This is a genomic window from Ruegeria sp. CDSC045 (genome assembly GCF_059610725.1).
On the sequence record NZ_JBXWOE010000001.1, the window covers coordinates 256,915 to 268,177 of the forward strand.

11 protein-coding genes are annotated in these 11,263 nt (G+C 57.1%); 5 read left to right on the forward strand and 6 right to left on the reverse strand.

All coding sequences use genetic code 11. From position 1 onward, the window contains the following. Genes AC2FH6_RS01260 through AC2FH6_RS01270 form a run of 3 tightly spaced genes read left to right on the forward strand, consistent with a single transcriptional unit; the run spans nt 1 to nt 2,874 of the window. A complete protein-coding gene (locus tag AC2FH6_RS01260) occupies nt 1-750 on the forward strand; it encodes a methyltransferase domain-containing protein (protein ID WP_496700180.1) in 750 nt (249 codons plus the stop codon). Next, on the forward strand, nt 747-2,156 hold the full coding sequence (locus AC2FH6_RS01265) for a hypothetical protein (protein WP_496700843.1): 1,410 nt from the start codon (nt 747-749) through the stop codon (nt 2,154-2,156). Before AC2FH6_RS01260 ends, AC2FH6_RS01265 begins: the two co-directional genes overlap by 4 nt. A gap of 40 nt (nt 2,157-2,196) precedes the next feature. Continuing rightward, on the forward strand, nt 2,197-2,874 hold the full coding sequence (locus tag AC2FH6_RS01270; RefSeq protein WP_496700845.1) for a YrbL family protein: 678 nt from the start codon (nt 2,197-2,199) through the stop codon (nt 2,872-2,874). A gap of 3 nt (nt 2,875-2,877) precedes the next feature. On the opposite strand, the gene AC2FH6_RS01275 is transcribed toward AC2FH6_RS01270, so the two are convergent. After that, a complete protein-coding gene (locus tag AC2FH6_RS01275) occupies nt 2,878-3,756 on the reverse strand; it encodes a LysR family transcriptional regulator (protein ID WP_496700846.1) in 879 nt (292 codons plus the stop codon). Between the two features lie 211 nt (nt 3,757-3,967). On the opposite strand from AC2FH6_RS01275, the gene AC2FH6_RS01280 reads away from it, so the two are divergent. Then, on the forward strand, nt 3,968-4,216 hold the full coding sequence (locus AC2FH6_RS01280; protein WP_496700848.1) for a hypothetical protein: 249 nt from the start codon (nt 3,968-3,970) through the stop codon (nt 4,214-4,216). Nucleotides 4,217-4,259: 43 nt separating this feature from the next. Beyond that, complete coding sequence (locus AC2FH6_RS01285; protein ID WP_496700850.1) at nt 4,260-5,264, forward strand: GlxA family transcriptional regulator; 1,005 nt, start codon at nt 4,260-4,262, stop codon at nt 5,262-5,264. A 7-nt stretch (nt 5,265-5,271) separates the two neighbouring features. On the opposite strand, the gene AC2FH6_RS01290 is transcribed toward AC2FH6_RS01285, so the two are convergent. The 5 genes from AC2FH6_RS01290 to AC2FH6_RS01310 form a co-directional block, all read right to left on the reverse strand. Continuing rightward, the gene (locus AC2FH6_RS01290) at nt 5,272-5,832 is read right to left on the reverse strand and encodes a sarcosine oxidase subunit gamma (RefSeq protein WP_496700851.1); all 561 of its coding nucleotides are present in this window, start codon (nt 5,830-5,832) and stop codon (nt 5,272-5,274) included. Next, nucleotides 5,825-8,770 carry a sarcosine oxidase subunit alpha family protein gene (locus tag AC2FH6_RS01295; RefSeq protein WP_496700853.1) on the reverse strand — a complete coding sequence of 982 codons (2,946 nt, stop codon included), beginning with the start codon at nt 8,768-8,770 and terminating at the stop codon, nt 5,825-5,827. Before AC2FH6_RS01295 ends, AC2FH6_RS01290 begins: the two co-directional genes overlap by 8 nt. Beyond that, nucleotides 8,767-9,054 (reverse strand): sarcosine oxidase subunit delta, encoded by a 288-nt coding sequence (locus tag AC2FH6_RS01300; RefSeq protein ID WP_496690657.1) that lies wholly within the window; start codon nt 9,052-9,054, stop codon nt 8,767-8,769. The genes AC2FH6_RS01295 and AC2FH6_RS01300 overlap by 4 nt, the downstream gene beginning before the upstream one ends. 14 nt (nt 9,055-9,068) lie before the next feature. Further along, nucleotides 9,069-10,319, reverse strand: a complete 1,251-nt coding sequence (locus AC2FH6_RS01305; RefSeq protein ID WP_496695231.1) for a sarcosine oxidase subunit beta family protein — start codon at nt 10,317-10,319, stop codon at nt 9,069-9,071. Nucleotides 10,320-10,404: 85 nt separating this feature from the next. Continuing rightward, nucleotides 10,405-11,253: a LysR family transcriptional regulator gene (locus AC2FH6_RS01310; RefSeq protein WP_496700188.1), complete on the reverse strand. Its 849-nt coding sequence runs from the start codon at nt 11,251-11,253 to the stop codon at nt 10,405-10,407. Between the last annotated feature and the right edge of the window lie 10 nt (nt 11,254-11,263).

Here is an 11,263-nt window from a genome sequence, read left to right on the forward strand (position 1 = left end):
ATGTCGCATATCTATTCAAACGAGTTCTTTGACTATATTGACCAGGGCGCCAGGCGGTCCGCAAACAGGCTAATTGCTTGCCTTCTAGGAAAAATCTCTGCGGACAGTGTCGTGGACTTTGGCTGCGGGAGGGGTGTGTGGCTGTCCGAGTGGCAGGCCGCGGGTTGCAAGGATATTGCCGGTGTCGATGGCGACTATGTGGATCGTGACAAGCTTGCGATACCGGCTGAGGCGTTTATCGGTGCAGATCTGTCCGAACCGGTCGAGCTTGGACGCCAGTTTGATTTGGCTCAGTCGCTTGAGGTCGGTGAACACTTGCCGCATGACGCGTCGGCCAGCCTGGTTCAGAGCCTGACCACACATAGCGATCTGGTCCTGTTCTCAGCCGCCGTTCCGGGGCAGGGCGGCGAGTTTCACATAAATGAACAGCGCCTGTCCTTTTGGCAGGGTTTGTTCGCTGAACGGGGATACACAGCCTATGATTGTTTGCGGCCTGAGATGTTCGGGGATCAATCGATCGAACCCTGGTATCGGTATAATTCTGTCCTCTATGCGAACCAATCAGGGGAAGTCCGGCTGTCTCAGGACGTGCTGGATACCAAAGTCGCGCCCGGCGCGTTGAAAGAGGTCGGCAGTTTAGGCTGGACCCTACGCAAGCTGGTTGTGCGTGCCTTGCCCCGGTCGGCTGTCACCGCTATCGCTCAGGTCCGGGCCTCTGCTATTGCAAGGTCATATGGCGACAAATCATGACGGAAAAAACACCTCGGCAGGAGTTTCTTTTTCTGTCCCTGCTTTGCACCGCTGCGTTGTTCCTGATCAACTGGCCACAGCTTTTCGACCCTTTCGTACGTCATGATGATTTCCCGGCGCTGCTGGGCTGGACCGAGATTGCCTACCACAAGGCCTTGGATGAAGGTCGTTGGTTGAACTACTGGTGGCAGTTCCGGCCATTTCTATGGCCCTCACAAATAAGCATGTATCTCTATAACATAGCCTGGGGCTTGTTCTCGGCTGCGGCGGCAGTCGCGATCATGGAGCGTTCGGACCCGATCTGGTACAAAGGTTATCTTGCGCTATTCATTGCGTTTTCGGTTCCAGCATTCCTGATTTCATACTGGTTCAACACGTTGCTGCCGGGGATCTGGGTTATCACCTTGTACAGCCTGGCAGTTCTGTTTCTTCCGCATCGTGTGTCGCTGGCCCTGTTGGTTCTAGCAGTGCCCTTATCCTTCATGGCCTACACGACCTATCCGTTCCTGTTGCTGACACTGATCCTGCTGTCAAACAAGGCACCAAAAACCTATACAAACGTCGCTGTTACGTTGATCATTTTCTTTGTCAGCCTGGTTCTGGCGCTCCTGTGTGTTTACACCCTGAACTACTTCTACCATGGCATATTCGGTATTCCGGTTGCTGAATGGCGTGGGCCGAACGAAGTAAATTCGGTCGATGACCTGCTGCTGAACCTTACCAAGGTCAAAGTATTCCTCCGATCCATCATCTATACAATGGGCGGAGGGACAATCAGCTATGGCTTGATGCTCTTGGCCCTATTTGCAGGCACCTGGGGGTTCCTGTTTACCCGAAGACGGCTGTTTGCCGTCGCGATCCTGATGGCTGCAATTGCTGGCCTGGCACCGCTTATCCTCAAGGCGATGATGTCGGGGGTGCAGGTCCCTGTCCGGGCATTGAACTGGCTTTGGATCTTGTTTGGGGTCGTGCTCACCACGTGTGGGGTTCAGTTTCTGCAGTCTTCAAAAAGATGGTTAAGTGTTTCGCGTATCTTGTTGATGTGCGTGTTGATGATCAATTTGATGCTCATTGGAAAAACATCGTTTATGTTCATCCCGCCTTGGCAAAAAGCAACGCGCGCATTGGCGCAAAGCCTGCCTAAACAGGCCGAAACCGTGTATATTTATGGACATTTTCTTGGCGTGAATGGTGCGGCAGACGCCAGGGTTCAATTCGAACGGGGGCTGCGGTTGCGGTTAAACTATCTGACCGGGGCCGAGATCATCATGTGCTGGAAGCAGCCCGATAGATGCGATGGGATTACACCTCCGTTCGATCCAGGCGACTGGGTCTCGACGCCTGTTGTCGCATCAACTGGTGACCAGGCCTTTATCCTTTTGCCGCGTCCCAATCTGGGGCCCTGATCAAAAGGTGAGTTGTAACAGGTTTGAGAAAATTCTATGAATGCGCCCACTTGGGCTGTCCGGCATTCAAGGACACAGACCCCAACCCCTGTTGGAACACCCGGACATGATTGACCTGAGCGACCACAAACCCCTGCGAAAAAGTCGCAACTATCTGATTTATCAGCACCCCGAGGTCGAAGGGGCGCTGCTGAAAGTGCGGGTGGACGAACCTGTGCGTAGCCATTTTCTGCCGCGTTATGCCGAATGGCGCTATGGCAATCTGCGCCAATGGAACCGCGAAGCAAACGAATATCTGGCGGCGCTCAACCGTGGATGCCCCGAGATCGAGAGGTTGGCGCAATTCATGGGATATGCGCCAACATCAGCGGGCCCGGCGATAGTGGTGGAAAAACTGACCGGCCCAGACGGAGATCTTGCGCCAACCCTGCATTCGGAACGCGTCGCGCTGGCCAAGGATCAAGCCGGACGTGAACGTCTTCATGCTGAATTGATGGAACTGTTTGACGATCTCGAAAGCGGCCGGATCATTGTGGGTGACATGGGGTTCGAAAACATCGTTCGTGCGCAGGAAAGAGGTGGCAAGCTGACCGTGATTGACGGCGTTGGCGAGAGGGTTCTTTTTCCGCTGTCACTGGTCAGCGAAACAGCGTTCCGCAAGTCAATCGATCGTCGGCGACAGAGGATGTCGAGTGGCTTTGGTTTAATGAAGACCTGACCACTAAACTGCTACGCGCAAGGGAAACGCGCGTTCGACCTCTTTTGCTATCTCCGCAATCAGCGCTTTTGTCACGGCGTTGCGGTTGTTCATCTGAACCCGTGCGACATAGGCAAGCTCTGGAGGGGTAGGAAAGACATCGTTGATGACTTCCATGTCTGGTGTAATGTGCATCCCGTTCAATAGCGCTATGCCCAGCCCAGATCGAACAGCCGACTGGATTCCTGCTGCACTTGGACATTCCAGGATATTGTCAAAACGGTGGTCCTGTTGCTGACTGTCTTCCATTCCCCATCTTCGGTAGAAACACTGTGTGTCAAAGGACAGAAACGGAACCGGTTCTGACAGATTCAGACGATAGTCGGGTGATTTGACCCAATGAAGGGAATCCTGAAACAGGATCAGATCTTCGGGCTGCACGTCGTTGCGAAATATCTGAATCACCGCCAAGTCTAATTCACCGGCCTTCAACCAATCCTGAACATTCAGGCTTTGACCAGTGCGGGTTCGTACGCGAACATCGGGGTACAGCCGCGTGAAACGTCCAAGAATTTGAGCGATCCCGCTGGTTGTCGCATCCTCGGTCATGCCAAGCCGCAAGTGGCCGGTGAGCGGCCTGTTACCAAGTGAGGCCACCGCTTCGTCATGCAGAGTGGTAATTCGACGGGCGTATTCACAAAGACGCAGCCCGTCTTCTGTGAACAGGGGGGCACCTTTGCGACGAGTCAGCAGCTTGCAATTCAGTGCGCGCTCTAAACGGCCGATCTTATGGCTGACTGCCGATTGCGAAAGCGCCAGATGTCGGGCCGCACGGGTTACACCACCATAGGTCGCGATTGCGAGCAGCGCGCGCAAGGCGTCTATTTCCAAACGTTCGTTCATGATTTTCCATGACAGATTTTGATCATTGAATGATAATCATTCATTTGCGGCAAAGGCAAATGTCAGATTAGGTATCGCGAACACAATGTACGCGGAGCTTCGAAATGAACAATCTATACTCGGAGGATATCACAGACTTCGAACATCAGTCGGAATGCAAATCTGGCCCGCTGACGCTGTCTTCTTCTTTCGGCAAAGGTAAGTGTAATTGATGACGGAAGAAAGAACAGCTAACCGCCGCCTGACAACACTGTTTGAGATGACCGGATCAGTTCTGGCTATGGCTTATGCCTTGCTGATTGCTTCGAATATTGGCGCTGAGATTCTTGGATTCTCTCTACTGTTGGTGTCGTCGGCACTGTTTGCCGCATGGGCATTGATTGATCGGCGCTGGACGTTTTTGCTGTTGCAGGCGTTCTATGCGACCTCTGCCATTATTGGACTGATCCGCTGGGCATAAACTTGGTGTAGGGTTGCTGCCAGGAACTTGTTAGGACGGATCTATGACGGATCAGGACAGAATCGATATCGGCTTTCTGCTGTTCGATGGCTTTCCGATGGCTTGTTTGACATCGGTGATCGAACCCCTGCGGGCGGCCAATGAAATCGCAGGTCATCAAGCGTTTAGATGGTCGCTGGTTTCTGAACGTGGTCAAAAGGTTCAGTCAAGCGCAGGGGTTGGGTTCGAAGCAGATCGCGCGTTGGCGGACTGCAGGAATATCGACATTTTATTCCTGCTCAGCAGCCCGTCTTCGGTCTTTGGCAACGCTGTTAGCGGCAATGCCTTGCTGCGTGGTCTTGGGAGGCACGGAACAGTTCTGGGCGGGATCAGCGGTGGCGTATTCCCTCTTGTGCGATCCGGTGCAATGGCAGGTCAGCCGGTCTCGGTCCACTGGTGCTATGAGGCGGCTTTTGAGGCCGAGTTTCCCGATATGGACGCCCGGAGCGAAGTGATCGTGCGCACCGTGACGCGCTATACCGCCGCCGGTGCAGCGGCAGGGTTCGACCTGGCACTGCATTTGGTTCACGACCGCTTGGGCGGTGACATTGCGCATGAGGTTGCGTGCTGGTTTCAACATCCGATGATGCGCGGTGCGGCAGTGCGTCAGCAGGTGCCCAATGCGACAGCGCCGAAAACGGGAGACCGCCTTCCACCGCTTGTTTCACGCAGCGTTGAAATGTTTGCCGCCAATATAGGTCAAGCGATCTCGATTGCCGAAGTCGCGAAACAAATGGGCGTCACGCCTCGTCAGATCGAGCGGGCATTCAAACAGGCAACCGGACACAGCCCTAGCCATTATTACCGCGCAATGCGGATGAAGGCGGCGCGTCAGATGGTGGTTTATACCAAAGACCCCATTTCCCAGATCGCGGCCGCTGTCGGCTATGGATCTGTCGCGCCCTTGGTGACGCATTACCGGTCGGCTTTTGGCCTGAGCCCCAGCGAGGACAGGCGCCGCATCAACCGTTTCCGGGTTGAGGATAACGCCCCTTTGCCCTCGGTCTAGGCGCTGACTAAAGCGCTGATCGCATCGCCGTCAGCATCGCATGGTGCAGAGATTTGGCGGACGAGCGCGGACCGTACAGGCTGTAGTGATCCGAACCACGACACAGCACGAAACAGCCAATATGGTGGATCGAGCTGCGCGCCGCCGTTCCCTTAGTCAATATGCGCAGATCCAACTGGCACAAAAGCTCCAGCACTGCTTGAATGTTCGTACCAGCCAGGTCGAAACGCACCCAGGCATCGGTCTGTTCAGTGACAGAGGCCGCAGACCCAATGGCAGATTTTACTTGCGTAGCAAGGTCCTCGTGCGTGTCATGCGGTGCTTCAACCATCCATTGCTCCGGCCCCGCCCAAAAGGCGGTGATTGCGGTTCCTTCAAACCTCTGGACCTTTGGTGCCTCAGCGCAAATCAGTTTCTTCAATGCGGCTTTGGCCGCTGTTTCCTGACCGAGCCGCGCCGCGACTGATGCCAACGCCACGCCCGGTATCTCGGAACAGGTGACAGGCCCAACCGTGTCTACCCGAGGGTCAGCCGCGCCGAGGGCGGTTATCGCAACCAGATTATCCACGCAGACGTTCTCCTTCCGGGTCAACGAAATGGGCCGAGACAATTTCCACCTCGACCGTCAGGTCCGTCAGCGGAGAGACAAGGCGCATTTTCTCGCCCAGCCTGTCGCCGCCGTTTTTCAACAATCCCAGCCCGATATTGCTGCTCAGAATGGGTGAGTAGACGGCTGAGGTGACATAGCCCTGATCATGGGCTGCATCGACCGGGCCGTCAGTGTTCATCAGGTGGCCACCGGCGGTTACCTTGTTTTCAGGCTCCAACGGTTTGATCCCCACCAGCATCAGTGCATCCGGTTGGTTCAGTGCCTCGCGTTCCGACAGGGTTGATCCGATGCTGTCCTTCTTTTTGGACACCATGCGGCCCATTCCCAGGTTCAGGGCGGTTGTGGTGCCGTTCAACTCGCTGCCTGCAGCATGGCCTTTTTCGACCCGCATGACGCCCAGTGCTTCGGTGCCATAGGGGACAACGTCGAACTCTTCGCCCTCGGTCATCAGCCGCCGCATCAGCGCGTCGCCATAGCGAGAGGGAACCGCGATTTCGAATGCCAACTCGCCAGAGAACGAAATCCGGAACAGCCGCGCCCGAAGGCCGCCGCACACGGTGATGGTTCCACAGGCCATAAAGGGGAAGGCCTCATTCGAGATGTCGAATTCCGGGTCGATGATTTTTCGCAGCAGCTTACGGGAATTGGGCCCGGCAACTGCATATTGCGCCCATCCTTCTGTGGTGGATATCAGCTGCACATCCATGTCCGGGCACAGGCACTGGCGCACGAATTCCATGTGGCGATAGACGACTACGGCATTTGCGGTCGTGGTAGTGACGACGAAATGATCCTCGGCCAGTCGCGCGGCGGTGCCGTCATCCATGGCTATGCCATCTTCGCGCAGCATCAGGCCATAGCGGGTTTTGCCGACTGCCAGCTTGGCGAAAGCATTGGCATAGACGCGGTTCAGGAACGCTGCCGCATCGGTGCCCTGCACGTCGATTTTGCCCAAAGTCGTACAATCGCACACCCCGACCGAGGCACGCGTCTGACGCACTTCACGGTCCACGCTCTCGCGCCAATGGGTCTCGCCGGGCAGGGGGAACCACTGCGCACGCAGCCAGTTGCCAACCTCGACAAACACCGCGCCGCGTTCTTCGGCCCAGTGGTGTGAGGGCGTCAGGCGGGTGGGGTGAAACTCTTTACCCTTCATCCGGCCTGCGAAAGTGGCAATCGGGACGGGGGTATAGGGCGGGCGGAAGATGGTGGTACCGGTCTCGGGGATCGACTTACCGGCCAGCTCGGCCATGATCGCCAGCCCGCCGATATTCGAGGTCTTGCCCTGGTCCGTGGCCATGCCCAGCGTGGTATAGCGTTTCAGATGCTCGACCGAACGGAAGCCCTCCTGATAGCTGAGACGGACATCCTTGACCGTCACATCGTTCTGCTGGTCCAGCCATGCGCGTTTGCAGCCCTGAACGTACCAGAATGGGGTCTGCGCGATGGGTGTGTCCTCGGCCTCGGGCAGATCGGGTTTGGCGTTGGTCAGGTCCAAAGCGGCGATTGCGGCCTCGGCGCCAGAGCGCAACGCGCCGTGGGTAGACATATCGCCGTTTGCCGCGCCGGCAACGGACATGCCTACCGGCAGGTCCGCGCCGGGAACAAAGGCGGCCAGCGTCTCATCCCATGCGGGGCGGCCGCGCTGGTGGCAGGTCATGTGGACGTTGGGGTTCCAACCGCCCGAGACGCCCAAGGCACCGCATTCCAATGTCCGGGTTGAGCCATCGGGCAGGGCGACTTCGACAAAGCTCAGCTCCAGTCGGCCTTTGGTATTTGTGACCTGAGCACCCTGCAGAACTTCGTAGTCATGGCTGATGGGGGCGTCTTTGCGCACATCGATCACCGCAGTGATTTTGACACCTTTGGCGTGCAGATCAGCTGCGGTGCGGTGGCCGTCATCATTGTTGGTAAAGACCGCGACGCGCTGCGATGCCGCTGCTCCAAACCGGTTGGCATAGGTCCGCAGGGCGCTGGCTGTCATGATGCCGGGGCGATCATTGTTTTCGAACGCGATTGGCCGCTCGGTCGCGCCTGCGCACAGCAGCGCCTTTTGGGTATAGATGCGCCACAGGACTTGCCGGGGTTTGCCTGCGGGCAGGCTGGGCAGGTGATCGCCCGTACGCTCGACCGCGCCATAGATGCCGTGGTCAAACGCGCCAATCACTGTGGTGCGCGGCATCAAGCGAACGTTTGGCAGCGCGGACAGTTCGGCCACGGCCTGCGCCGCCCAGTCAGACGCCGCAGCATCGTCTATGGTGAGTGTTTCGCTGTTCAGGCGACCGCCCAGGGCGAAATCCTCATCCGCCAGAATGACATCCGAGCCCGCACGACCCGCGGTCAATGCCGCCATAAGACCGGCTGGTCCGGCACCAATGATCAGCAGATCGCAATGGCGAAAACCCTTGTCGTATTCGTCCGGGTCCTCTTGCATCGAAAGCGATCCAAGCCCGGCTGCGCGACGGATTGTAGGCTCGTACAGCTTTTCCCAGAAGGCTGCAGGCCACATGAAAGTCTTGTAGTAGAAACCCGCAGACAGGAAGTTGGAAAACATGTCATTCACGGCCAGCGCGTCGAATTTCAGGCTGGGCCAGCGGTTCTGTGATCGCGCCTCAAGCCCCTCGAACATCTCGATGGTTGTTGCGCGGGTATTGGGCTCTTTGCGGGCGCCCGAGCGCAGTTCGACCAGGCCGTTCGGCTCTTCGGATCCTGCGGTCAGCAATCCGCGCGGACGGTGGTATTTGAAAGACCGCCCGATCAGACGCACATCATTGGCCAGCAGGGCAGATGCCAAGGTGTCGCCGGGATGGGCGGTATAGCTGCGCCCGTCAAAGCGGAAGTTCAGCGTTGTATTGCGGTCGATCTGTCCGCCATTCAGCCGGTTCACCTGCGTCATTTGGAGCGCCCCCGTTCGCGGGCCACATCGCGGGCCAGTTCCACCTTTGAAATCTCGTGGGTCAGCGTGTTGCGCGTGACTACCAGCCAGGATCGGTCACCTGTTTCGTGGTACCAAAGTTCACGGTGCTCGCCTGCCGGGTTGTCACGCAGATAGGCATAGTCGTGAAAGACCTCGGCGGCATTTTCCGCCTGCCAATCGGGGCGGTCAATCAGCGCGGCGTCGCCCAGATAGGTGAATTCCGATGCGTCGCGAGGCCCAAGAAGGGGGTGGTTGATTATCATGTCTGCTGTCCCCTTTAATGCAGGTTGGGCTGATTGCCCGCGCCTTTTTCGTCGATCATCCGGCCGGTGCGGAACCGGTCCAACCGATAGGCCGTTGCGACAGGGTGCGGTTCGTCCTTCGCAAGCAGATGTGCAAAGCAATAGCCCGAAGCCGGAGTTGCCTTGAACCCGCCATAGCACCAGCCCCCGTTGAAATAGAGGCCCTCGACCGGCGTTTGGTCAATGATCGGAGAGCCATCCATCGACATGTCCATCACGCCACCCCACATCCGCAGCAACCGGGCGCGTCCGATCATCGGCATCAATGCCATGCCACCTTCGCAAACATCCTCGACCACGGGCAAGTTGCCGCGTTGGGCATAGGTGTTATAGCCGTCAAGATCGCCACCAAACACCAGCCCGCCCTTGTCGGACTGACTGACATAAAAATGCCCCGCGCCATAGGTGATGACACTGGGCAGGACAGGCTTTAGCCCCTCAGATACAAAGGCTTGTAGAACGTGGCTTTCGATAGGCAGGCGCAGTCCGGCCATCCCCATAACGCGCCCCGAACTGCCCGCAACGGCGCATCCGACTTTGGAGGCGCCGATAAAGCCCTTAGTCGTTTCGACCCCAAGACATTTGCCATCTTCGATCCGCAGCCCGGTAACTTCGCAGTTCTGGATAATATCGACGCCATGCAGGTCGGCTGACCGGGCATAGCCCCAGGCCACTGCATCATGGCGCACGGTACCGCCGCGCCGTTGAACAAGGCCGCCCTTGATCGGAAAGCGAGCGTCGTCGAAATTCAGATAAGGGTGTTCGCGCCGCACCTGATCTGCGTCCAGCAATTCGGCATCGGCCCCGTTCAGGATCATCGCATTGCCACGTCGCGTATAGGCGTCACGCTGTCCGTCTGTATGGAACAGATTGACGATACCGCGCTGACTGACCATTGCGTTATAGTTCAGGTCCTGCTCGAGCCCTTCCCACAGCTTCAGCGAGAACTCATAGAACGGCTCATTCCCATCCAGCAGGTAGTTCGAGCGAATGATCGTGGTGTTTCGGCCCACATTTCCGCCACCGATCCAGCCTTTCTCGATTACGGCAACATTTCGTTGGCCGTAGATTTTGGAAAGGTAATGCGCGGTTGCCAGACCATGCCCGCCGCCACCGATTACGATGATGTCGTAATGGGCCTTAGGTTCAGGTTCACGCCAAACCGGTTTCCACCCTTTGTGGCCGGTTAACGCCTCTTTGATAACTCGAAAGCCGGAATATCTCATGAATCGGACCTTTTCTTCCAAACTTCATTATTTTCGGGCGCGGCGATATCCCCATATGCGACATGGGTGTGTCTGAATCAGACCCTCAGGCACAAGAAATAAGGCCGGAAAACCAATCGGTGAAATCCGATACCTCGGCTGAGTTGCGAAGGACGGATAAAAAATAACCCTCACTGGCGGGTGCGGAATCTTTGCTGGCAAGGTGGACTTTGCCCGATTTCAGGGCTTGCTCTGCGATGATAGAATTCACCAGCGCAACGCCGCTGCCTGACACGGCAAGTTGCAGGGCCAGGCCATAGGAATCCACAAAATAAGAAGGTTTGCGCGGTTTCTGGCCGGTGGCCTCCCCCCACGACGCCCAACTGTCCGATGTGCCGACGGATTCGATCAGGGGCAGGTCCACCCAATCGCCGCCGAGATTTGGAGACATCACCGGAACAAGGCGATTGGGTTTCAACGGTTTCGCATTCTTCCCGACTTGTTTTTCCGAGCCAAAGCGGACCTCGATATCGGCGCGCGATGCTGCGTATTCGTCAGGCCAGATCGTGCTGACAAATCGGAGTGAGGTTTCGGGGTGCTGGGCCTGAAATTCCGGCAAAGCCGGAGAGATGACCCATTCGATAATACTGATAGAGGCTGCGACCGTGATATGGCGTGCCTTTTCCTCGGCCAAATAGGGCGAGGCGGCGGAATGCAGCATGTCCAAGGCTGCCTCGACCTGTGGCAGCAGCTTCCGCCCTTCATCCGTCAAAGAAAGACCGCGCGCGTGGCGGTGGAACAGAACGACGCCCAGACGGGTTTCCAAGGCTTTGATTTGTTGGCTGACTGCGGATTGCGTCAACCCGATTTCATCCGCTGCAGCAGTTGAACTAAGCCGCCGCGCCGCTGCTTCGAACGACCGGAACCACGTCAGGGGAGGGAGTGTTTTTGCCATCGGTAACCAA

Coding starts and splice junctions, on each gene's coding strand:
- AC2FH6_RS01260 (WP_496700180.1), top strand. CDS start 1: ATGTCGCATATCTATTCAAACGAGTTCTTTGACTATATTGACCAGGGC.
- AC2FH6_RS01265 (WP_496700843.1), top strand. CDS start 747: ATGACGGAAAAAACACCTCGGCAGGAGTTTCTTTTTCTGTCCCTGCTT.
- AC2FH6_RS01270 (WP_496700845.1), top strand. CDS start 2,197: ATGCGCCCACTTGGGCTGTCCGGCATTCAAGGACACAGACCCCAACCC.
- AC2FH6_RS01275 (WP_496700846.1), bottom strand. CDS start 3,756: ATGAACGAACGTTTGGAAATAGACGCCTTGCGCGCGCTGCTCGCAATC.
- AC2FH6_RS01280 (WP_496700848.1), top strand. CDS start 3,968: ATGACGGAAGAAAGAACAGCTAACCGCCGCCTGACAACACTGTTTGAG.
- AC2FH6_RS01285 (WP_496700850.1), top strand. CDS start 4,260: ATGACGGATCAGGACAGAATCGATATCGGCTTTCTGCTGTTCGATGGC.
- AC2FH6_RS01295 (WP_496700853.1), bottom strand. CDS start 8,770: ATGACGCAGGTGAACCGGCTGAATGGCGGACAGATCGACCGCAATACA.
- AC2FH6_RS01300 (WP_496690657.1), bottom strand. CDS start 9,054: ATGATAATCAACCACCCCCTTCTTGGGCCTCGCGACGCATCGGAATTC.
- AC2FH6_RS01305 (WP_496695231.1), bottom strand. CDS start 10,319: ATGAGATATTCCGGCTTTCGAGTTATCAAAGAGGCGTTAACCGGCCAC.
- AC2FH6_RS01310 (WP_496700188.1), bottom strand. CDS start 11,253: ATGGCAAAAACACTCCCTCCCCTGACGTGGTTCCGGTCGTTCGAAGCA.